The 22173-nt window shown below is 72.0% G+C and carries 16 protein-coding genes and 5 pseudogenes; 7 read left to right on the forward strand and 14 right to left on the reverse strand.

Annotation, left to right across the window (positions count from 1 at the left end; translation table 11 throughout):
- Position 1: 1 nt before the first annotated feature.
- From UK82_RS43150 to UK82_RS23015, 3 genes and pseudogenes are all read left to right on the forward strand, one after another.
- On the forward strand, positions 2-785 hold a 784-nt coding region (locus UK82_RS43150; protein ID WP_396230619.1), incomplete at its 3' end, for an ABC transporter transmembrane domain-containing protein.
- 1 nt (position 786) lies between these two features.
- Positions 787-1717, forward strand: a pseudogene (locus tag UK82_RS43155) (cyclic peptide export ABC transporter); the annotation flags it as partial.
- Positions 1671-2465 (forward strand): thioesterase II family protein, encoded by a 795-nt coding sequence (locus UK82_RS23015; RefSeq protein ID WP_044885282.1) that lies wholly within the window; start codon positions 1671-1673, stop codon positions 2463-2465. The pseudogene UK82_RS43155 and the gene UK82_RS23015, both read left to right, overlap by 47 nt.
- Here the strand turns inward: UK82_RS23015 and UK82_RS39695 are convergent.
- The 4 genes and pseudogenes from UK82_RS39695 to UK82_RS39700 form a co-directional block, all read right to left on the reverse strand.
- Positions 2418-3482, reverse strand: a 1065-nt coding sequence (locus UK82_RS39695) for a hypothetical protein (protein ID WP_236706329.1), incomplete at its 5' end; no start/stop codon positions are given. The two genes, UK82_RS23015 and UK82_RS39695, sit on opposite strands and share 48 nt — an antisense overlap.
- 1 nt (position 3483) lies before the next feature.
- Positions 3484-4073: pseudogene (locus UK82_RS43160) on the reverse strand (hypothetical protein); the annotation flags it as partial.
- A complete protein-coding gene (locus UK82_RS23025) occupies positions 4070-5017 on the reverse strand; it encodes an ABC transporter ATP-binding protein (RefSeq protein ID WP_236706330.1) in 948 nt (315 codons plus the stop codon). The gene UK82_RS23025 and the pseudogene UK82_RS43160, both read right to left, overlap by 4 nt.
- The gene (locus UK82_RS39700) at positions 5014-5859 is read right to left on the reverse strand and encodes a TetR/AcrR family transcriptional regulator (RefSeq protein ID WP_063897546.1); all 846 of its coding nucleotides are present in this window, start codon (positions 5857-5859) and stop codon (positions 5014-5016) included. The genes UK82_RS23025 and UK82_RS39700 overlap by 4 nt, the downstream gene beginning before the upstream one ends.
- Before the next feature lie 448 nt (positions 5860-6307).
- On the opposite strand from UK82_RS39700, the gene UK82_RS41665 reads away from it, so the two are divergent.
- The 3 genes from UK82_RS41665 to UK82_RS23040 all read left to right on the forward strand — a co-directional run.
- Positions 6308-6395: hypothetical protein (locus UK82_RS41665; RefSeq protein WP_255354340.1), on the forward strand; the 88-nt coding region annotated here is incomplete at its 3' end.
- A 10-nt stretch (positions 6396-6405) separates the two neighbouring features.
- The coding region (locus UK82_RS23035; RefSeq protein ID WP_236706331.1) for a CYTH and CHAD domain-containing protein at positions 6406-7675 on the forward strand (1270 nt) is incomplete at both ends.
- A gap of 443 nt (positions 7676-8118) precedes the next feature.
- Positions 8119-9543: a pyruvate kinase gene (locus UK82_RS23040; RefSeq protein ID WP_055409231.1), complete on the forward strand. Its 1425-nt coding sequence runs from the start codon at positions 8119-8121 to the stop codon at positions 9541-9543.
- Positions 9544-9613: 70 nt separating this feature from the next.
- Here the strand turns inward: UK82_RS23040 and UK82_RS23045 are convergent, their stop codons facing one another.
- Complete coding sequence (locus tag UK82_RS23045; protein ID WP_055409234.1) at positions 9614-10642, reverse strand: GTP-binding protein; 1029 nt, start codon at positions 10640-10642, stop codon at positions 9614-9616.
- Positions 10643-10974: 332 nt separating this feature from the next.
- Here UK82_RS23045 and UK82_RS23050 point away from each other — a divergent pair, with 332 nt between their 5' ends.
- Complete coding sequence (locus tag UK82_RS23050; RefSeq protein ID WP_044885287.1) at positions 10975-11259, forward strand: hypothetical protein; 285 nt, start codon at positions 10975-10977, stop codon at positions 11257-11259.
- Between the two features lie 62 nt (positions 11260-11321).
- Here UK82_RS23050 and UK82_RS23055 read toward each other — a convergent pair whose 3' ends face one another.
- The 9 genes and pseudogenes from UK82_RS23055 to UK82_RS43165 form a co-directional block, all read right to left on the reverse strand.
- The gene (locus tag UK82_RS23055; RefSeq protein WP_052681087.1) at positions 11322-12185 is read right to left on the reverse strand and encodes a hypothetical protein; all 864 of its coding nucleotides are present in this window, start codon (positions 12183-12185) and stop codon (positions 11322-11324) included.
- Positions 12182-12747, reverse strand: a 566-nt coding sequence (locus UK82_RS23060; protein ID WP_236706332.1) for a SigE family RNA polymerase sigma factor, incomplete at its 5' end; no start/stop codon positions are given. The genes UK82_RS23055 and UK82_RS23060, both read right to left, overlap by 4 nt.
- Before the next feature lies 1 nt (position 12748).
- Positions 12749-12889 (reverse strand): annotated as a pseudogene (locus tag UK82_RS42085) (hypothetical protein); the annotation flags it as partial.
- 60 nt (positions 12890-12949) lie between these two features.
- The gene (locus UK82_RS23065; RefSeq protein WP_152989989.1) at positions 12950-15361 is read right to left on the reverse strand and encodes a transglutaminase domain-containing protein; all 2412 of its coding nucleotides are present in this window, start codon (positions 15359-15361) and stop codon (positions 12950-12952) included.
- The coding region (locus UK82_RS23070; protein WP_236706333.1) for a DUF58 domain-containing protein at positions 15358-16272 on the reverse strand (915 nt) is incomplete at its 5' end. The genes UK82_RS23070 and UK82_RS23065, both read right to left, overlap by 4 nt.
- 288 nt (positions 16273-16560) lie before the next feature.
- A complete protein-coding gene (locus UK82_RS39705; RefSeq protein WP_313949829.1) occupies positions 16561-16848 on the reverse strand; it encodes a hypothetical protein in 288 nt (95 codons plus the stop codon).
- Positions 16849-16868: 20 nt separating this feature from the next.
- Positions 16869-17589 (reverse strand): annotated as a pseudogene (locus UK82_RS39710) (AAA family ATPase); the annotation flags it as partial.
- Between the two features lie 31 nt (positions 17590-17620).
- Entirely contained in the window at positions 17621-19852 is a 2232-nt protein-coding gene (locus UK82_RS23080; protein ID WP_161849157.1) for a serine/threonine-protein kinase, read from the reverse strand.
- A 353-nt stretch (positions 19853-20205) separates the two neighbouring features.
- Positions 20206-22172: pseudogene (locus UK82_RS43165) on the reverse strand (FtsK/SpoIIIE domain-containing protein); the annotation flags it as partial.
- Position 22173 lies beyond the last annotated feature (1 nt).

A 22173-nucleotide genomic window follows, 5' to 3' on the forward strand; every position in this document is an offset into this window, starting at 1 on the left:
GATGATCCTCTTCAGCTATCTGCTGCGATCGTCGCGACGCGCCTTCCTGCTGGCCGTCGCCGCGAGCGTGGTCAGCGGCGCGACCGGCGCCGCGTTCATCGCGGTCGTCAACCAGGCGCTCGGACATCCGGCGGACGCCTCGGCGGCGCTGATCCTGGCGTTCACCGCGCTCTGCCTGGTCACCGTCGTGACCCGGTTCGTCTCGCAGCACCTGCTGTTCCGGTTGTCCCAGGGCGTCCTGTCCGGCCTGCGCCGCAGGCTCGTCGACGACATTCTGGGCGCCCGGCTGCGCACCGTCGAGAAGATCGGCACCGCGCCGCTGTACTCGGCGTTGTCGGACGACGTGGTCGTGATCGCCGACGCGCTGCCCGGGCTGCCCATCGTGTGCTCCAGCGTCGCCTTCACCATCGTGTGCCTGGTGTACCTGGTGATCGTCTCGCCGACGGCCGCTCTCGCCACACTCGTGGCGGTCGTGGTCGGGGTCGTCGTCTATCGGCTGTTCTCCTCCTCCGGCCTGCGCGCCCTCGCCGCCGCCCGGGAACAGCAGGACCTTCTGTTCGAGCACTTTCGCGGCGTCACCGAGGGGATCAAGGAGCTGAAGCTCAACCGCAGGCGGCGCGAGGTGCTGGCCGGGACCGAACTGAACGCGACGGCGGACTCCTACCGCCGGCACAGTGTCGTGGGCCTGTCGGTCTTCGAGGGCGCGGCGGCCAGCGGGCAGGCCGTGTTCTTCGGGCTCATCGGGGTGCTGCTGTTCGTCCTGCCCGCGTACACGGCGATCTCGGNGAAGACGCTGACCGACAGCGTGCTCGTCGTGCTGTTCCTGGTCTCGAGCCTGCAGGGGGGCCTCACCTGGCTGCCCATGCTCGGCCGCGCGTCCGTGGCGCTGGGCACGATCGAGGAGCGGATCGGCTTGCTGCGGGACGGCGATCGGGAGGACGGCGATCGGGAGGAGGGCGACCGGGATGACGGCGTTCGGGAGGAGTCGGCGAACCGGTCCGGTGCCGGGGCGTCGCCGGACTGGTCACGGCTGCAGTTGTGCGGTGTGTCCCACCGCTATCCGGGACCGGCGGGGGAGGAGTTCGTGCTCGGCCCGCTTGATCTGGAATTCCGGCGCGGAGAGATCGTTTTTGTGGTCGGCGCGAACGGCAGCGGGAAGTCGACGCTCGGCAAGGTCCTCACGGGGCTGTATCCCCCGGAACGCGGCGCGATCCGGGTGGACGGCACCGAGGTCACGGCGGCGAACCGGGACGCCTACCGGCAGCACTTCTCCGCCGTGTTCGCGGACTTCTTCCTGTTCGACAGCCTGCTCGGCCTGCCGGACGGCGGCCGTGCCGAGAAGGCGCGCCACCATCTGAAGCGCCTTGCGCTCGATCACAAGGTGGCCATCGTGGGCGACCGGTTCTCCACGACGGCGCTGTCCCAGGGGCAGCGGAAACGGCTGGCCCTGCTCGCGGCCTACCTCGAGGACCGTCCGTGCTGCCTGTTCGACGAATGGGCGGCGGACCAGGACCCGATGTTCAAGGAGTTCTTCTACACCGAACTCCTGGCGGAGCTGAAGGCCGGCGGCAGGATGGTGATCGTGATCAGCCATGACGACCGCTATTTCCACGTCGCCGACCGGGTCATCCGGCTGGACCAGGGTCAGATCAGACAGGAGGAGAACCCCGATGAACAGCTGGCTGTCAGCCGGACGGGCGCCGAACCCGCACGCTGAGTTCCGGCTTTTCTGCCTGCCCTACGCGGGGGGTGGGGCCGCGGTCTACCGTGGCTGGTCGGACATCGCCCCCGAGGCGCTCGACATCTGCGCGCCGGAACTGCCCGGCCGGGGACGGCGCCTGCAGGAGCCGCCCTTCCTGCGGCTCGCACCCCTGGTCAGGGCCCTCGCGGATCGGCTCACGCCCGCTTTCGACCGCCCCTTCGCGATCTTCGGTCACAGTATGGGGGCACTCATCGCGTTCGAGCTGGCCATGGAGCTGCGCGAGCGGGGAGGGGCGCAACCGGCGCACCTGTTCGTCGCGGCGAAGTCCGCGCCCGGGCGGCAGTCCGGCCGGCCGCCGATCCATGCGGCCTCGGACGCGGCGATGATCCGTGAACTGCGCCGGCTCAACGGAACGCCGCAGGTGCTCCTGGAGAACCGGGAACTGATGGAGCTGATGCTGCCGACGCTGCGGGCGGACTTCTCGCTCGTCGAGACCTATCGGTATCGTGAGCGGCCGCCGCTCGACGTCCCCATCACCATCTTCGGTGGGACCGAGGACCGGCTGGTACCACCGTCGGAACTCGATGAATGGCACGGGCTGTCACGTCGGGGATCGCGCCTGGAAATGTTCCCCGGCGACCACTTCTTCCTGCATTCTGCCGCGACCCGACTGGTGGCTTCGGTCGCCCAGGACCTGGGGCTGTTACCGCGCGCCTCACTCGTCCTTCAGGTCACGACGGGAGAACAGCAGACCGCCGAGTAGCGCGCCCACCACCCCGAGGCCGGTGATGATCGCCGCGCTCGACCAGTCGGGGCCGCCGGCGGGAGCCGGGGCCATGTGGAAGAAGACGGACGTGTCCAACAGCCAGTGACTGAGGTGGACGGTGCCTCCCGCGAACTCGACGAGGACCGACCAGGTCAGGTAGGCGTAGACGACCATCGAGGTGCGCCGTGGCCAGGCACCGAACGCCAGGGTGCCCAGACCCAGCAGGAGCAGCCCGGGCGGGACGACGTTCAGCCCGGCCGTGACCAGCGCACCTGGACGCACCGTGTCGTCCTGACCGGCCGTCCCCACCCAGGCTCCGACCCCCGCGAGCAGGCCGGCGGCGACGAGCAGAAGGCAGGACAGTCCCAGCCGTCCGGCGAGCCACGATGCCCGGCGCACGGGACGGACCAGAAGATTGTCCAGATGCCCCTCGGCCTCCTCGGCCCGGATGGCCGTGCTCTGCCCGGCGGCGACCAGCGCGACCAGGAGCGCGACGACGAGGAAGGTGAGGCCAAGGTAGAGCGCGGCGGACGACCCGTGTCCGCCGAGCCGTCCGATCGCCTGCTCGACGTCCTTCGAACCGGTGGCATCCTCCGTCGAGGACTCGGCGACCGCGCCGAGGAGCACGGAGAACGCGGTGATCACGGGCAGCCAGCCGAGCGCCACCGGCCGTTGCAGGCGCGCGGCGAACCTAGTCGGGCCGCCGAGCAGGGCCAGGCGGGGCCGTGCGGAGTGCCGGTCGGGCAGGGCCGCCGTCCCGACGTCACGGACGCCGACCAGGTGCAGGGCCAGGGCGGCGGCCCCGACCAGCAGGACAAGCGCGGGGAGCAGCGCCGTCGGATTCGGCTCGGTCAGCGGGCGGACCTGCTCGAGCCAGCCGAGCGGACTCAGCCACACCAGCCAGTGCACGCTCGGGTTCGAGTCGGCCACCATCCGCAGGGCGTACGCGACGCCCAGCACCCCGCCCGCCATCGCCGCGGCGGAACGCCGGGTGGCCATGAGCTGGCAGGCGAGNGCTCCGACGGCGAGGAACATCGCCGCGCCGGCCACGAGTGTGACCGAGAGGTACAGGCACTGGCCGAGGCCGAAGTCGACGGTGGAGCGCCGACCGACGGCGATCGTCCCCAGCGCGGTCAGCACGAACATGGCCGCCAGGCCCACGCCGAGCCCGGCGATCGCCTGACCGCCGGCACGGCGGCGCGTCGTCTGACCGGCCAACAGCAGCTCGTAGCGCCCGGACTCCTCGTCACCGCGCAGGAGACGGGTGGCGGTCAGCACACCCCACGCCGACCCGAGCAGGCCCACGATGCCGACGAAGCGCCAGGTGACCCATCCGTCGATGGTGTTGATGGCGTCCGCCTGGCCGAAAATCGCGTTCATGCCGGCGTTCGTCCCGTAGACGCGGGCCATCTGATCGCGTGCTGCCTGGGTGTCGTACTCCGAGGTGTAGGTGACGGTCTGCACGACGATGAACAGGGCGAAGACGAGGCCCCACAGCGCGCCCGACCGGGCGGCGCGGCGGGACACCTGACCGGCCACCACCAGCCGGGGACCGCCGCCGGCGGGTCGCAGAACGCCGGGTCGGGGGAGGGTCAGCTCGGTCATGTCCGGGCCTTCGCGGGGGCCGGGACCTTCCCGGCCGCCGGGGACTGGTCCGGCGCGGCGCCGTCCGGCCCGTAATGGGCGAGGAACAGCTCCTCCAGTGAGGGCTCGCGGCTGAGCAGCTCCCGCACGCCCGAGCCGGTGAGGGCGTCGACGAGGGGTTGGATCGGCCCCCTCAGGTCCAGCCGGGCGCGATGACCGTCCACCACCACCCGGGTCACGCCGGGCACGCGGGTCAGGTCGGGGGGCACACCGTCGAACGTGGCTTCGACCGTCAGGCTGGACAGGTGGCGCATCTCGCCCAGTGTTCCCATCTCGATGAGGCGTCCCTCGCGCAGGATGCTCACCCGGTCGCACAGTGCCTCGACCTCGCTGAGGATGTGCGACGACAGGAACACCGTCTGCCCGGCGTCGCGCGCCTCCCGCACGCTGCGCCGGAACTCCTGCTCCATGAGCGGATCCAGCCCGCTGGTGGGTTCGTCGAGCAGGAGCAGGTCCGGACGGCTCATCAGGGCGGCGATCAGGAGCACCTTCTGCTTGTTGCCCTTGGAGTAGGCCCGCACCTTCTTCGACGGGTCGAGGGCGAAGCGCTCGATCAGCTCGTCGCGGTAGGCGGCGTCGACCCTGCCCTGCACCCGTCCCAGCAGGTGCAGCGCCTCGGCTCCGGTGAGCGACGGCCACAGGTTGGCCTCGCCGGGAACGTACGCCAGGTGCCGGTGGGCCTCCACGGTCCGGCGCTGGCAGTCGTACCCGAAGATCTCGGCCCGCCCGGAGGTCGGCCGCGCGAACCCCAGCAGCAGCCGGATCGTCGTCGTCTTCCCGGCCCCGTTGGGGCCCAGGTAGCCGAGGACCTCGCCGCGGGCGACCTCCAGGTCGAGATCTCGCAGCGCGTGGAACTCGCCGTAACGCTTGCCGAGTCCGACGGCGCGGATAGCGGGTGCCGTCAAGATGTGCGCTCCTCTCGCGTCACCTTGGGGTCGCCTGGCATGTCCTCGTCTCCCGGGTCGTCGGCGGGTAAGTCGGGAACCGTCCAACGCTCCAGCGCGTGACGGACGTCGATGATCCGTGACTCGCCCCAGTCGACCGCCGGGTCGGGCTCCAGGAAGGCGGAGGCGATACTGGCGACGCCGAAGGCCGGAAGCGACCATTCGCCCGGCTCCGACGCGCCGAACGGGCGCGCCGTCATCCGCTGCGCGGCGATGTCCGGGTTGGACAGCGCCATCAGGAACAGCCCCCGCATGCTGGCGCCGAGCAGGCTTGCGAGCGTCTCGAAGGTGGCCGCGAGGCCGGGCCGCAGCCGGTAGCCGAACAGCGCCGCAAGCTGCTCCCAGGACCGCGCGACCCGGGTGGTGTGGTCCCGCTCGGACTGGGCGAGCGCCGCTCCGACCTCGTCACGCAGCTCACTGTCGGTCAGGCTCAGAAACGTCGCATGCAGCGCGACATACGTTCGCCAGTCCGCGGACTCGTAGACGATCTGGAAGTCGAGAAGAGCCAGCTCGCGGAACAGCGTGACGACGAGATCCCGCCGGAGCTCGGGTGTTTCGAACCAGTTCGGCCGCTCGGCGAGCACCCGTCGCAGCAGGGCCACCTCGTCGTGCTCGATCGTGGGGGTGGCGTGCCGGGCCAGCTCGCGCACCACCTCGATGACGAACAGGTCCTTGTACGGCCAGCGACGGTAGACGGCGCTGCGCGAGACACCCGCGTCCCGGATGACGTCTTCCATGCTGATGTGGTCCAGGCTCACCGTCAGCCCGGTGCGGTTCACCATGTCCACGGCCGCACGCAGCATCCGCCGTTCGGTCTCCTGCCCCGACCGGCGGCGACTTCTGCGGCTCAGGCCGCTCAGCTCCCGGGGCTGGGCCCCGCTCCTCGTCCCGTCCGGAGACATCGCAACCTCTGAACTCTGAAATCTGAACTCTGAACTTGGAACTTGAAGTTCCATGTCCGGTGCACAGCAACCTAGCATTGACGACTGGTGATCGGCAACCACGATGCGTTTCGCCGGATGGCGCGTCATGCGCGCGGCGAGGCCTTCCCGCGGCGAGGCCTTCCCGCGGCCAGGGCCGCTGTGTCAGGCCAGAGCCGAACGTCCAGGTGAAGGGGGACATTCGCCGCTGTCCGGGGCCTGTCCATCGGCCGAACATGGATGGTGCCGGGGTGCCCAGCCGGGTCTCGGAGCGCTGACCCCGCTCGACGTCAGCTGGACATGACACATCGGGTGTTCGCCGGAGGGCAGGATGGGCGCCAAGACAGTTCACGAGGTCGAGTACAAGTACGAGGTCGGACCGGCCTTCAGCGCGCCGGCCTGGGACCGGCTGGCCGGGGNGGCGGAGGNGACCGCTCCCCGGACCGTGACGTTGGACGCTGTCTACTACGACTCCGACGACCTGCGGCTGGCGCGTAACCAGATCACCTTGCGCCGCCGCACCGGCGGTCACGACGCGGGCTGGCACCTGAAGTTGCCGGTGCGCTCCGACGAACGACTCGAGGTCCAACGACCGCTCAACGACTCCGCGGTCCCTCCCGGCGACCTGGCCGACCTGGTCCTGATCCACGTGCGCCCGAGCGACCTGCGGCCCATCGCGAAGATCACAACCGAGCGCACGGTGTGGCGGTTGCGTGATGCCGGCGGCCGGGACCTCGTCGAGATCGCCGACGATCAGGTCCACTCGGCGACCTTCGGTTCGACCACCGAACTACAGGCGTGGCGGGAGATCGAGACCGAGCTGATCGGCGACACCGACCCCAAGATCCTGGACCTGGCCGGCCGGACGCTGATCGAGGCGGGTGCCGCCCCGGCGGGGGACGCGTCGAAACTGGCCCGGGTGCTGGGCACGAGCCCACGCCCGACGTCCACCGACCGCGGCCGCACGCGGCTGCGGGGCAGGTCCCCGGCGGGCGCGGTGATCCGCGCCTACCTGGTCAGCCAGGTGGACGCGCTGGTCGAGGCCGATCCACGGGTGCGCCTCGACGAGCCCGACTCCGTCCACCGGATGCGGGTCGCCTGCCGGCGGCTGCGCAGCACGCTGCGCACCTTCGCGCCGTTGTTCGACCCCGACGTCGCCGAGGACCTCGCCGGCCGGTTGCGTGACCTGGCCTCGGCCCTGTCCGGCAGCCGTGATCGCGAGGTCATGCTCGAGCACCTCACCGCCGAGCTCGCCGCGCTGCCCGCCGACCTGGTGGTCGGCCCGGTCGCCGAACACATCGCCGGGCAGCTGACCGCCGACCTCGCCCGCTCCCGCGAGGAGACGCTGGCGGCCCTGCGGGCAGAGTCCTACCTACGGCTGGTCACCGATCTGCGCGCATTCGTCACCACACCCTACGAAGGCGCCGCGGCCCGGCCCGCCCGTGACGTCCTGCTCCCACTCGCCCACCGGGCGGGCCACAAGCTCGCCCGCCGGGTCACCGCCATCGAGGCCACCCCGCCCGGCCCGGCCCGCGACCTTCTCTACCACCAGGCCCGCAAGCAGGCCAAGCAGGTGCGCTACGCCGCCGAGGCCCTCGTCCCGCTCTACGGCACCGACGCCCTCGCCGTCGCGGCCTTCGCCGAACAGGCGCAGAACCTTCTCGGTGACCATCAGGACGCGATCGTCGCCACCGGCCTGNTGCGTCGATGGGCCGCGCAGGTCTCCCACGAACGCGACGGCGATCCACTGACCTACGGCGTCCTGCTGGGTATCCAGATCAGTCGGCTCCGTGCCGCCGAGCGGGACTTCGCCGCCCTGTGGAGCCAGCTGCGCCGCTCCCCGGTGCGCCGCTGGCTGCGCTGACCGGACGGCTGGGCGACGGCGGGCGACGGCGGGCGACGGCACCGTGCCGAACGTCTCGCCCTTGCCCGCCGTCCGACTCCCTGCACATCCCGTCCGGGGTGTGCAGGATCGGGCCACAAGCAAAATCTGCTCGTGGAGTCAGGCCACCCCGAGGGGGCGTTGCGATGACCTGTGATGTCGATAGCAAACGTGCGGGCGAATCCGAATGTTCGGCCGATCTGACCGTCGCCCTCACGACCTTGCGGGACGATCTGATCCGTTATTCGGAAGATCACGCGGTGGATCTGTCGCGGGTGTACCCGGGGCATGTGCGTAGCGCGGAGAACCTGCTGCACTATGTGGCTCTGCGGGAGCACGACGTCCGCGAGCTGCAGGTCCGGCTTTCCGAGGCCGGACTGTCCTCTCTCGGCCGCGCGGAGGGTCACGTCCGGGCCACGATCGAGGCGGTGCTGCGCGCCCTGCGCGCGCTGGACGGCGAGGCGACCAGCCCGCCAACCGGTGACTGGCTCACCTTCGCGCAGGGACGCCAGCTACTGACGGCGAACACCGACGCCCTGTTCGGTCCGCCACCGGTCGGCCGCACGGCGCGCATCATGGTGACGCTGCCGGCGGCCGCCGCGGACGACTACGGGCTGGTCCGCGAGCTCGTCGAACGCGGTATGGACTGTGCGCGGATCAACACCGCGCACGACGGCCCGCCCGCCTGGAATCAGATGATCGACAATGTCCGCCGGGCCGCGGCCGAGACCGGTCGATCCTGCCTGGTCGCGATGGACCTCGCCGGCCCGAAGCCTCGTACCACGGTCGCCGACGGCGACGAGCCGCACCGCCTGCACGCGGGTGACGAACTGCTCCTCGCCCGCGATCCGGAGCCGACGGGGCCAGCGCAGCCGACGGGGCCGGCGAGGTCGGCGTCGGGTCGCAGGGTGCGTCGGGTGGGCTGCACCCTCCCGCTGCAGAACGTGCACGTGGGCCACCGCGTGTGGTTCGACGACGGGAAGATCGGCGCCGTCGTCATCGCGACCGAATCGGACGCCCTGCGCCTGCGGGTGACCGACGTCGCTCCGAAGGGACGACGACTGCGTGCCGGGAAGGGCATCAACCTGCCCGACAGCACGCTGCCCATCCCCGCGCTCACCGACAAGGACGTGGCCGATCTCGGCTTCGTCGCGGCGAACGCCGACATCGTGTCGCTGTCCTTCGTCCGTCGACCACACGACGTGGAGGACCTGCAGTCCCGGCTGGCCGCGCTCGGCCGCGACGACCTCGGCATCATCATCAAGATCGAGACCCTGCAGGGCTTCGAGCACCTGCCCCAGATCCTGCTCACCGCGCTGCGCGACCGGCGGGTAGGCGTGATGATCGCCCGCGGGGACCTGGCCATCGAATGCGGCTATCGCCGGCTCGCCGAGTTGCAGGAGGAGATCCTCTGGCTGTGCGAGGCCGCGCACGTCCCGGTGATCTGGGCCACCCAGGTTCTCGACCAGCTCGCCCGCACCGGCCAGCCCACCCGTGCCGAGATCACCGACGCGGCGATGTCCGAACGGGCGGAGTGCGTGATGCTCAACAAGGGGCCCTACGTCGCCGACGCCGTCGCCCTGCTTGCCGACCTGCTCGGTCGGATGGGCGCCCACCAGCACAAGAAGTCCTCCCTGATGCGCCGGCTGCGCTCCTGGCAGGCGGAGCCGAAGGTCCCGCTCTGACGGCCGCCGCTGGCCGGCCGCCGGTTCTCGGGTCGGCCAGGTCCGGATGGCACCGAGTGCGGGCGGGTCCTCAGGAGCTCAGGCGGCGGTAGCGGGCAAGACGGCGCACCCCGTCCGCGGCGGGGCGGCCGGTGCAGGGCTCCAGGGCCGCCTCGAGCCGGGTGCGGACGGTGGACCGGTCGAGATGCATGCCTATCGCGACCAGACCGCTGGGATTTCCGGTCCCGGGCCTGGCCGCGACGTGGATCTGGCGTCCGACGACATTCACGACGTGGCCGCGCAGGCTCCGCCCGGTGTCCACGGTCACGGTGCCCTTGAGCCGGTACATGTCCGCGGGCAGGTCCTCAAGCAGGTCGACCAGCCGGCCGGGATCGACCGGGCCGGTAGCGGGAACGGTCACCGCGTTGACGCGCGGGTGCGGCTCGCCGTCGTGGTCGCCGTCGTGGTCGTGCCGGGCCAGGGCCGCGAGCGGGAGTTCGTCGACCGGGTCGTGCGGGCTGGCGGCGTCGAACACGAGGACCGGGTCGATGCGGCCATGGGTGGTCTCGACGACGTGGGCGTGGGGGTTGCTCGCGCGAATCCGGCCGGCGATCCGCGCCATCGTCTCGGCGCGGTGCGCCGGCGGAACCCGGTCGGTCTTGTTGATCAGGACGAGTGAGGCCGACGCGAACCGGGCCGGCGGTAGGCCGCCCGTGTCGACGGTGTCGAAGTAGGCGGCGGCGTCGACCACGTCGACGAGACCGCCGGGGCGTACGCGGTCCACGCCGCTGAACCGGATGAGCCTGGCGAGATGCGGCGGGTCGGCCACGCCGCTGGCCTCCACGATCACCGCGTCCAGCCGCAACCGCGGATGGGTCAGTTTCGCCAGCGCCTGGTCCAGGCCGTCCGTGTCCGGCAGGCAACACAGGCAGCCACCCGCGATCGAGGCCGGCTCGTCCACCTGGCCGGTGACCAGTGCGGCATCGACGTTGATCGCGCCGAAGTCGTTGACCACCACCCCGAGGCGCGCCCCAGGCGCCTGGAGCAGGTGGTTGAGCACCGTCGTCTTTCCCGCGCCCAGGTAGCCGGTAAGCGCGATCACGGGTACCCGCACACCCATCCCTGCCCGCCTCCCCCTCCCGGGCCGCACCGCGCCGGTGGCGCGATCCGCATCGCCTGGTGCGCGGATCCCGGGCTCGGGCCACGAAGACTATCCACCCGGGCCGGCCGTCGACCCGGCGGCCACGAGCCGCCCCGCCCCGGGTGCTTCACAAATGGGAACCTCGCGGGGAGCCATAAGGCCCCGCCACCAGAGTGGAAAAGCATCGCCGAGCCCGAAGGTTGTCGTCGGATTGCTTGCTAGGATCGGCGCGCGGGCGGCAGCGCCGAGGCCCGGCGGTCGAGAAGTCCGGTCGTGACCGGCGTCCGCGGATACTCCGGAAGGAAATTCCCGTGAGCAGCAAGCTCAACTGGCTCGTCTGCAAGGTCGGCTGCATCGAGTGCGGCATGATAGAGGACCCGGCGCTGAGAATCATCGGAGTGTATGCGGACGAGCAGGAAGCCATTGCCACCGCCCGCAGTACCGCCCAGACGATCGCGCAACGTTGGGGGATGACCAATCCCGACGAGCCGTACCCGGTGAACGCGACCGAGATGCTGGGCTCGCGAACGGGCGCCGGCTGGATGTGGACACCCGCGGACCACGAGCAGGTCTTCGCGGTGCAGGTCCCGTCCTGACAGCTCGGTTGCCTGCGGGTGGCGGCCCTGTATCGATCCGCTTCCGGACCCGGCCGAGGCGGTTATCCTGCGGTGGCGGTTTTGAGTAGCCGGCCGCTGCCGTCGTAAAATCGTAGAACGGGCGCCCTTGACTGCAGCCAGTGCCGGACCGCGTACTTGTCGGTCGGTTCAGGTCCGTCCACCTGAACGGATCGCATGATGAAGAAGCCGTCCTGGATCGGGACCTGAATCGTCTGCCCGTCGGGCGTGGTCGCCGTGATCCGTGCGACCTCGGTGCTCACCAGTCCACCGGCGGTGTGCACCCTTCGTGGGTCATCAGGCCTGTCCAGCCCGCCAAATTCGTGGCTGCCGGAAACGTCGATGGATACGGGGTCAGGGGCGGAGCGAGTGGGCGCCGTGATGCTCATAAACCCATAGGCCAGTGAGATGTCCGGCCGGCCGGCGGCGTCGAGCGGGATCTCGCACTCGGTCGTTGTTGAGTCAATGGCCAGCAGCACACTCATACTGATCCCCACATTGTCGCGGACCGCCGCTCGCGGGATCAGGCCGAAGGTGGGGGACCGGGCCGGATCCGCTTTGCCGGGACCTGACTGCGCGCATTCCAGGGGGATCGCAGCCTTCTCGGCCGGGGAGAGGTGAACGGCCGTGTTCGTGGAGCTGGTGATCGTGTGGCTGGGGGGTGGCGCGGCCGGGAGCAGCGACACGTGATCGTCGCTGCCCGTCCTCGTACCGCCGAAGGCGACCGCGGCGCTGGTCACGGCGGCCGCGAACACCGTGACCAGCAGGATCGTCCGCCTCGCTGCCCGGCGTCGGCGTTCCCCGGAGACCCGCGCCTCGACGCTGGTCCAGATGTGCTCCGAGGGATGTGCACGCAGATCCCCGGCCGCCGCGCGCAGCCACGCGGCGGTGGTCTCGTCGGTTGTCATGCGGAACCTCCCGTCATCGATCCAATTTCATGTGCCGCGGTGCCATGGGCCGCAGCGTCGGACGCCGCGGTGTCCTGCGCCGATGTCACCTGCTGGTGGTGACGCCCCTGATCGGGCGGCTTCGGCGACTCGGCCCACTCGGAATGCAGCGCGGGGTGCAACCGCAGCTTCGCCAGTCCCCGGGATGCCTGGCTCTTCACGGTCCCGACCGACCGGCCGAGCACCGTGGCCACCTGATCCTCGGAAAGGTCGTCGCAGTAGCGCAGGACGACCACCGCACGCTGGCCCGGCGGCAGCGTGGCCAACGCCGCGGCCAGCCCGGCCCGGTCCTCCACCGCGGTAAACCCACCGCCGTGCCCGGCCGCCTCCGGCACCGTCGCCACGAGATCCTCGGCCACCCGTCGCCGGCTGAACCGCCGCCTGTTCGCGTTCACCAGGATGCGGCGTACGTACGCGTCCGGATGGTCGCTGTCGCGGACCCGACGCCACGCCACAAACGCCCGCGCGAGCGCGATCTGGGTCAGGTCCTCCGCCTCCGTGGCATCCCCGCAGAGCAGGTAGGNCAGTCCCAGCAGCCGCGGCAGCCGCGGTGCGAAGAACTCGCGGAATTCCCGGTGTCTGTCCTCATCCATGCGCCCCTCCACAGCCACCCAGATCCCGCCGAGTGGCCCGCGGGTTGCTCCGTCGGGAAACTTTCGTCCCATTCGCCGGCGGCGGAGCCGGCGACCAGCGAAGACTCGCTGGTCGCCGCGGCGGGACGGGGGCTACCTTCGTCGAAACGAGGTGAGTGCCAGGTGCGCACGAACCCGACGGCTCCACGGGATCTCTGCCCGGAGTTGCCGGCTGACCCTGGTCACCAGGGTCCAGGCTTTGTCGGACTGCTGTGGCCTGGCCGGCCCTGGGGCGAACACCGCGGCTTCATGGACCGCGACAAGGTCCGCGACCGGTTCCGCGAGACGTGACGACGCGTGGCTTTCCGTCGCGGCGACAAGATCTTTCCCGGTGTGGCTGCGCACTAGGGGAATACCCGCGTCGACCAGCCGGTCGACCATCTCCTGGCGCGCCCCCTCGATGCGCGCGGAAACGTCGCTGTTCCCGCGTCTCCGGCGGGCCCGGATCGTCTTGGCGACCGGGACGGCGCCGACCACGAGCAGCGCCGCGCCGACGACGACCGGCAGAGCGACGAGGACCGGCGGCCAGTCACCGTCGCGTGCCTCGGTGTTTTCGGCGTCGTCGGTACCGCCGGACCGGTGGGGCAGGGAACCGGGCACCTGCCCCGCCTGGGATGCTCCGCCGGCACCTCCCGCCGCGGACGGCGGACCGCCGGCCGGGTCGGGGTCCGGGCGCGGTAGTGGCTGCGCGTCGGCCCGGTCGTTGCGGGGGGATGGGTCGAACGACACCCAGCCGGACTCCTTGAACAGCACTTCCGCCCAGGCGTGGACGTCGCGGCCGGTGATGCGGAACTCGCCGGACTGGGCGTCGGGGCGCGGCGCGAGATACCCGAAGACCACCCTGGCCTCGTAGCCGAGTGAGCGGACCATGACCGCGAACGCGCTGGCGAACTGTTCGGAGGTGCCGCGACGGTCGGCGAGGAGCCGGCTGATCTGGTAGAGACCGTGTCCCGCCGGGGCATCGACGCTGTCGTCGTAGCGGTACTGACCGCTGCGGAGAAACAGGTCACGGACCGCCTGCACCTGCGCGAGCGGAGTACGCGCGGACGCCGCGGCCCGGTCGGCGGCGTCCCGGACAGCCCGGGGAACGTCGTAGTCGGCCCGCTCCGTCATCCGGACCGGAACATCGACGGCCAGGCGGTCGTCGTCGTCGACGACCGGGACCGCACCGACGACCGAGTAGCTGGCGGGCACGGGTCGGTCGGACGGCACGACGATGTCACCCGTCGACGGGTCCACCCCCATGCCGCTGACGGACAGCCGCAGGGGGCGTCCCAGGGCCGGAAGCCAGGTGAGAGACCCTGGCTTCACAACGGTGACGCCGATCTCCTCCTCGCGGCTGGGCACCGTGACCGGTGGCGACGGCAGCCGCTGGTCCGCTCGCCGGTACGCGGCGGAGGCCGTCCAGTAGACGCCGTCGAAGTCCGTCAGGGTGACGGCACGCAGCTTGTCCACCGCCGTCGCGGAGTGGACAACCAGCTCCGGACCAAGGTCAGGGTCCTTGCCGTGCGCCAGGGCCGGGAACGCGACGAGTGGGTTGATGGTGGAGCGCGGTGTCACGGGCTGGGCGACGAGCGACTGGGCGTCGAAGCGAGCGGTGTCGCCCGAGCCACCGGGCACGATCGGCACGAACAGCAGCGCCAGGACTATGGCTGTGAGGGCGGCCGCCGGCGGAGCGAGACCCCGAAGGATCTTCACGGCCCGGCCGGGTCCGGGCCCGGGCCGGGTGCCGGCGAGGCGTGGACCGGCCGGCACCCCGCGCCGACCTCCCCTGCCGGACGTCCGGCCGGGCGTCCGGCCGAACATCGTCGTCGACGCCTCGCGCCAGCCGCCCGCCATGATCTGTCGGGTGGCAAGCTGCGCCGCCACGACCAGTGCGAAGCCGGGTCCGAGCCAGCCCGCGGGGGGGCCGATGGAGGCGCCGACCGCCAGGCCGACCACCGCACAGACCAGCGGGGGAAGGGCGGGCAGCAGGGCGTTGCGCCGGCGCTGGACGAGTTCGGCGCTGAGCAGGGCTGCGACCCCCACGGCCAGGACGACCGCGGCGAGCTCCGGTCCTTTCGCCTGCACCGGCAGGCCGCTGGTCAGCAAGCGGCGGGGCCCGTCGAGGACGTGGCGGCCCGGCGTGAGCACCACCAGCACGTAGGCGATCAGGCCGGCAGCCGCTGTTGCCGTGCGGGTCGCGGCGGTGAGCCGGGTGCGGACGAACAAGATCCCGCTGAGTCCGACCGGCACCACGACCCCGCCGAGGATCGCCAGGTCGAACCGTCCGATGGCGCCGTCCGACCGGTAGCCGCCGAACACCGGCGCGAACACCAGGCCGCTGAGGAGGGACAGCGCGGCGGACAGCGCCGTCGAGAGCACGACGTCCAGGCGACCGCCCCGCTGTTCGGCGGGGACGCGGACGGAGCCGGCACGGGAGGCGGAGCCGGCACGGGAGGCGGAGCTGGCACGGGAGGCGGAGCTGGCACGGGAGGCGGAGTCAGGAACGGAGGCGGCGGTCACGAGGCGCCCAACCGGCGCCATGCCGCGACGGCGTCGACGGCAGTCGGAGCGCGCAGCACGACCGCGCCGGGGCGTGGCAGGGCGGTGGGCCGCTCGAGGTCGGCTCGGAGTGAGATCACGACGACCAGTGCGTGCCGGCCAAGCCGGGACAGCAACGGGGCAGTGACCCCGTCGTCATCGCCGGTCACGACGACGACGCACCCGCCGGGGTCGATCCGGTCCACGGCGCGCAGGACCACAGGGGCCGTCTCGCCCTGGACCGGGCGGGCCGCGGCGAGACGGTCCAGCGGGTCGGCGGCGACCGGAGCGCCGGTGTCGTTCTCGCCGATGATCCGCAACGTTGCGGGCCGCCCCCGGGAGGCGGCGCCGAGCACCCCGCCGAGGGTGAACGAGGCGGCGACCTCGACGGCCTCCTCGAAGCGTGCCTCGTCGAGCACCGACGCGCGCGCGTCGAGTACCACCGTGACCGTGGGCTCGTCGGCGTCGATGTGTTCCTTGACCATCAACGTGCCGGTGCGTGCGCTCTGCTTCCAGTGGATGTGGCGCGGGTCGTCGCCCAGGGTGTACGCCCGCAGCGACGAGAACGCCGCCGTGCCCGCCGTGGCCGTGCCCCGTACCTGTCCTTCGACGTCGAGGACGACACCCGCCGGCGGGTGCTGGAGCGGATGTACCCGTGGCCGCACCCAGACGGTCAACTGGCCCTCGACCAGACGGGACCGGCGAAACAGGCCGAGCGGATCCCGGCGCTCGACCGTGACCGGGCCGAGCACGAGCGTGCCGCGTCGCGCTCCGGGCACGGGATACTGCACGGTTCGCCGGGAGCCGGGAGCCACCGTCTCGATCCCCAGCTCAAGCGGCTCACCATCGATCCGCTCGACGGCCACCAGGCGCGGCGCCGGCCACCGGGAGTCNTTGCGGGCGACCAGCCGGCCGAGCGCGAACTCGCCGACCGTCAGCCGGTCGGGCAGCACCGTGCGGCTGACCGTGAGCTGGGGTCGCACCAGCACGGTCGCGGCGGCGAGCAGCGCAGTCGTGGCGGCGGTCACGGCGAGGCCGACGAGCATCGGGTATCCCGCCGCGACCCCCAACGCATACGTTCCGACCACCGCACCGAGGAATCCCCATCCGACGGGCGTGACCACGGCGGCCGTCGCCCGTGCCGCGTCCGCCGCCCGGGTGGCCGTTGACGTCGCCACGAGCTAGTTCGCCTGGGTTCGGGTCGGCGCCGGGACGCTTGCGAGCACGTCGTCCAGGACGTCGGTCACGGAGATGCCGCGGACGTCGGCGTCGGCCGTGAGCAGGAGCCGATGGGCCAGCACCGGCCGGGCGACGGTCTTGATGTCGTCGGGGACGACGTACCCGCGTCCCTGGCCGTAGGCGAGCGCCTGCGCGGCTCGCAGCCAGCCGATACTGCCTCGGGGGCTGACTCCCAACCGCAGCTCGGGTCGTGTCCGTGTCCTCGCGGCGAGGGTCGCCACGTACTGCACGATCGAGGGCGAGGTGTGTNCCTGCCGGACCGCCGCGACGAGCTGGCTCACCACCTGGGGCGAGGTGACCGGCTCGAGATACGCGGCGGCCCCGGCCGAGTCGGCTCCGGTGAGTATCGCCATTTCCGTCGCGAGATCAGGGTAGCCCACCGAAAGGCGCATGAGGAAGCGGTCCAACTGCGCCTCGGGCAGCCGGTAGGTGCCTTCCATGTCGATAGGATTCTGGGTTGCGACGACCATGAACGGCAAGGGGACCTGGTGGGTCTCGGCGTCCACGGTCACCTGCCGTTCCTCCATGACCTCCAGCAGCGCCGACTGTGTCTTCGGGGAGGCCCGATTTATCTCGTCGCCGATGACGACATTGGCGAAGACCGCGCCCGGGCGGAACTCGAAGCGGGCGATGTCGGATCGCCACATCGATATTCCGGTGATGTCCGAGGGAAGCAGGTCGGGGGTGAACTGGACGCGCTGCGACGTGCCGCCGATGGTGGCGGCAAGCGCCTTGGCCAGGGAGGTCTTGCCGACGCCCGGGACGTCTTCGACCAGCAGATGGCCGCCGGCGAGCAGGCACGCGACCGCGAGTCGGACCACCTCCGACTTGCCGTGCACAACTCGTTCGACGCTGGCGACGATGGCGTCGTGTATGTGCGCGAAGGTCGCCCCGCTGCCGCCCGGATAGGCGATATCGCCAGGCGAACCGAGTGGCGGGTAGGCGGCTTCCGGCTGGGAAGTATAGGTCATCGTTCCCTCATGTGAATATGGTCCGGGGCGTTCAGTGGCCGTCGGCGACCAGGCACTGCGGCGAGTTCGCAGCGGCCGGGGGCGGTGTTCCGGTGGTCGTCACCAGCGCGGCGACGGAAAAGCAGTGCACACTGCCGTCGAGATTGCCGGAGCGCCAGGACTTCTGGTCCCGTTCTACTTCGAAACCATTGTCGCTGCCATCGACGTAGACAAGGTACCCTTTGATTCCGAGTGGTTCCCCTTTGCCGCCGAAGGACACCTCGACGATTCCCGGGCTGGGCGAGTCGGCGACGAACGGGATCGGCAGGAGGAACGGAACCGTCGCTGGAGCTCTCGCTGGTGCCGGCGTCCGGCCCTGCAGCGCCAGCCCAATCCCGGAGCCGGCACCCACGATCGCGACGGCCAGCACGGCCGCCGGCAGCCGCCACGGCCGCCGGCGCCGGCCGTGGGCGGCGGCCGCATCCGCGGCCGGCCGGGGCGGGGCGGGAACGGTGGCGTCCGCGGTCGCCAGCGGTTCCCCTCGGCGCGGGCGGGAACTGTCGCCGGGCGCCACGGTGGGGCCGTTCGTCCGGCCCGCCTGTGCCGTCGGCTGGGCGGGTGCCAGGGCGGCGGCGGACAGCGCGCCGACCAGCTCGTGGGCCGTGGGCCGAGCTTCCGGCGCCTTGGCGAGGCAACTGTCGACCGTCGCCCACAGTGGTTCGGACAGGTCGGCGGGCCGCGTGGGAGGCAGCTCGAGATGCGCCCGAAGGAGAGCCGCATCGTTGTCGCCGTCGAAGGGTCGCCGGCCGGCGAGCAGTTCGTAGGCCATGACTCCGAACGAGTAGACGTCGGAGGCGGAGGTCGCCGGGCGTCCGGCCGCCAGTTCCGGCGCCAGGTAGGCCGTCGTCCCCATCAGCCGGGTGGCTCTGGTGAGCGAGGAGTCGCCGGCGGCCCGCGCGATCCCGAAGTCGGTCAGCCGTGCCACCAGCTGCGCGGCGCGGCGTTCGACGAGCACGTTTTCCGGCTTGACGTCGCGGTGCACGATGCCGGCGTCGTGGACGGCCGCCAACCCGTCGGCCACCTGGGCGAGCAGCGCGACTGCCTCCGCCTCGGCGAGGCCGCCGGCCGCCATCGTCCCCCGCAGGTCCTCGCCGTCGACGAGATCCATGACGATCGCCAACGTCTCACCCTCGGCGACCAGATCGTGGACCCGGGCCACATTGCGGTGCCGCACCCTGGTCAGCGTGGTCCGCTCCCGCAGGAATCTGGCGACGGTCTCCGGCTCGTCCGCCAGGTCGGAGCGCAGCACCTTCACCGCGACGGGCCTGCCGTTGTCGCGACGCCGTCCCCGCCACACCTGGCCGGTGGCACCCCGACCGATCCTGCTGTCAAGCAGGTAGTTGCTGCCGAGCGCCCGCCCACCGGCGGGGGTCGGGACCACCGGCAGCGGCGCGGTCGGCGGTCGAGTCTCGAGCTGGTCGTAGGCGCGAGCCAGGAGCGCGGCGAACTCGCCCGCCGTCGCCGGTCGCTGCCGTGGATCGGTCGCCATCCCCCGGCGGACGACGTCCTGGACCGCGGCGGGGACGCCGCACCCCGCGAGATCGGGAGCCGGGCCGGTGAGCATCCGCAGCACAAGGTCCTGGTCCCCGGCGCGGTCCGCGTACGGGACCCGGCCCGACAGGAGCGTGAAGACCGTCGCGGCGAGGGCGTACACGTCGGAGGCGATGGTCCAGTCGGCCCCGCCGAGCACCTCCGGCGGCCGGTAGCCGACCGTCGGCCCGGGTCCGTCGTCGGCCAACGCGGGTAGCAGCGGGGGTGCCAGCGCGACAGCCTCCGCGGGCCCGGTCAGCAGGTTCGCGGGGGTGATGTTGCCGTGCAGCAGCTCGTCGGCATGCAGGGCGTCGAGGCCGGCCGCGCCGCCGACCGCGGCGCGCAGCACCACGGCCGCGGGCAACGGTCCCTCGGCACGCAGCCGGTCATCGATCGATCCCGTCGCCCGCTCGCTGACCAGAAAGCAGGTGCCGTCGTCGGCGCGCCCGACCTCCAGCACGGGCCAGAGGTGGGGGTGGGCCGGAAGTGCCAGAAGATCCTCGGCCTGGTCGAGGAAACGGCCGAGGACGGGTTGGTCGAGGCGGCCGAGGAGGTGTACCGCCACGGCGAGGTCGTCGGCGAGCCGCGTGGCGGCGATCACCGGGCCCAGCCGACCGGCGGCGAGGGTCCTCTCGACGCGGTATCCGGGTAGTACGGGCGCCGGGCATGCGGCCGCCGTCTCCTGTGGTCTCACGGTCGAAACGTGCCCCCGTCCACGCATCGGCTCGGACTGCGCCCGGCGGTGGTCGGCGCGCGTGACTACGACCGGGTACTCGTCCTGGCTGCGGCCGTCCCGCCACGCTGCGCCGACGGTGGCGAATGCACTAGCGGAATGCTGCGAGTCAGAAAGTAGCGTGGCCGCGCCGGACCGCCGCAGGGTGGCGCCGGAGAGCGACCGCGTCACTGTCCCGCCACGGCTTTGGCCGACCCGGGTGTGCCCGCGCGGTCCTCGGGCCAGTCGACCGCCGGCTCCCGGACCGGGTCCAGCACCTGCACGAGCTCCGGGTTTCCTCGGGCCACCAGCAGGGCCCGACCGGGAGGCCACCNCCCGAACCCCGAACGTGGCAGCCGGAGGTCGAACACCTCGCCGTCCACCGGCGACGTGGGGCACAGCAGCAGCCCGGAGCGGGACCGTAGGGCGCCGGCGACCCAGCCCCGGTAGCGGCTCGCGATCAGGTCCTCGGTGGTGCCGGCGGCGACGAGGATCGAGCCGCTGTCGCGTGCGGTCCGCAGGAACCGTTCGAGGAGGGCCGCCGCGCCTGCGTCGCCGACCAGCTCGGCGTCGTCCACGACCACCGCTACCGGCCTTCCCGACGTTGCGCACTCGTCCACGTGCCGGGCCAGATCGTCCGCGCGGTGGCAGACCTCCACCACCCCGGGCAGCGCGGCAAGGCCCCGCAGCGGCGACTGTCGGGGAGCGGCCAGGACGACGGGCAGCTCACCGTCGACCCGGCCGCGCAGGGTCTCGATGATCGAGACGAGCGCGCTGCTCCGGCCCGATCCCACCGGACCCGCCACGACGAAGCTGCCGCCGAGCGCGCTGAGATCGACGTCGATCGGCGCGAGATGGTCACCGCCGACCACCGGCGTGCAGACGGCGTGACCCGCGGCCGGCGTGGCATACGCCGCCCGTGCCACCAGCGGAGTTGCCACGTCGCGCAGTCTGATCCGCTCGGGCAACGGGTCGAGTCGTCGCGGTCGTCGGTGCTCGGGCGTGCTCTCCCAGCGACGGCGGGCCTCGGCGGCGAGGTCGACGACGGCGGCGGCGTCGGAGCAGACGACCTGCACCTGCTCACCGGTGGCCGCCCACACCGCGCGGCCGGCGGGCATCCCCCGGGGCACGCGCCGGCGGTCCAGGCCGTAGACGGCGAAGTCCTCGTGGTCGGCCTGGCGCAGCACCAGCCGGGACTCGACCATGCCGCTGATGCGGTAGCTGAACCCGGAGCGGTCCGTGCTGAGGACGACGAACACCCCGGCGGACGGGCCATGACGCAGCAGCCGCTCGACGGCGTCGACGAGGCGACCGCCGTCGGTGTCGGCGTACCGAGCGTGAAACCCCTCGAGCTGGTCCAGCAGGACCACCAGGTACGGAAGCTGATCGGCCGGAGGTGCACAGGCGCGTTGCTCGGCCAGCGATCCCTGCCCGGCGGCGGCGAGCTGGCGCTGCCGGCGGGTGATCTCGCGGTCGAGGAAGGCGAAGAGTCGGTCGAGGCGGGCCAGGTCGGTGCCATCGACGACCGCGCCGGTGTGCGGCAGGGCGGCCAGGCCCCGCATGGCACCGTTCCCGCAGTCGATCGCGTAGAGGTGCACGTCCGCCGGGCTGCCGGTCTCGGCGAGGCCCGCGGCCAGCGTGCGCAACACGGTCGACCTGCCGCTGCGGACGGTCCCGGCGACAGCCAGCGCGCCGGTCCGTTCCAGATCGACGACAAAGAGGTCCTGAACCTGGTCCGCCGGCCGGTCCGCGAGCCCCAGCGCCACGGCAACCGGCGAGTCGCCACGTGGCACCGCCGCAAGGTCGGTTCTGGTCAGCAGCTCGGGCAGCGGGGGCAACCAGGGCCGTCGCGGTTCGGCCGCCCCGGTCTGCCGGGCGGCCGCCCGGACGTCGTCGATGATCACGTCGAGGTCGGTCCGGCCGGTCTGATCAGCCCGCTGCGGCTGCGATGGTGCACCGCCGGCGTCGGCGAGTCGCCGGGGCACGACCCGCGCTGGCCCGGCGGCGAGTGCGGCAGCCGGCCTGGGCCAGCCGACGCGCGCGGTCTGGAAGGCCGTCAGCTCGCGATGGCCGGTGCGCAGGTAGGCCCGGCCAGGTGTGCGGCTGGAGAGGTGGGCCGCGTCCGGCACGTCGACGACGTCGGTGCTGTCGGCCTGGCTGGTGACCCGCAGGCAGATCCGGAGGTTGACGTTGGCCCGCAGCTCCGGGGTGACCACGCCGGCCGGTCGCTGGGTGGCGAGGATCAGGTGCACGCCCAGGCTGCGGCCCCGCATGCCGATGCCGACCAGTCCCGGCACGAAGTN

Origin of the sequence: Frankia sp. ACN1ag (genome assembly GCF_001414035.1) — a bacterium.
GTDB lineage: Bacteria > Actinomycetota > Actinomycetes > Frankiales > Frankiaceae > Frankia > Frankia torreyi.

Coding starts and splice junctions, on each gene's coding strand:
- UK82_RS23015 (WP_044885282.1), top strand. CDS start 1,671: ATGAACAGCTGGCTGTCAGCCGGACGGGCGCCGAACCCGCACGCTGAG.
- UK82_RS39700 (WP_063897546.1), bottom strand. CDS start 5,859: ATGCTGCGTGCGGCCGTGGACATGGTGAACCGCACCGGGCTGACGGTG.
- UK82_RS23045 (WP_055409234.1), bottom strand. CDS start 10,642: ATGGGTGTGCGGGTACCCGTGATCGCGCTTACCGGCTACCTGGGCGCG.
- UK82_RS23055 (WP_052681087.1), bottom strand. CDS start 12,185: ATGACAACCGACGAGACCACCGCCGCGTGGCTGCGCGCGGCGGCCGGG.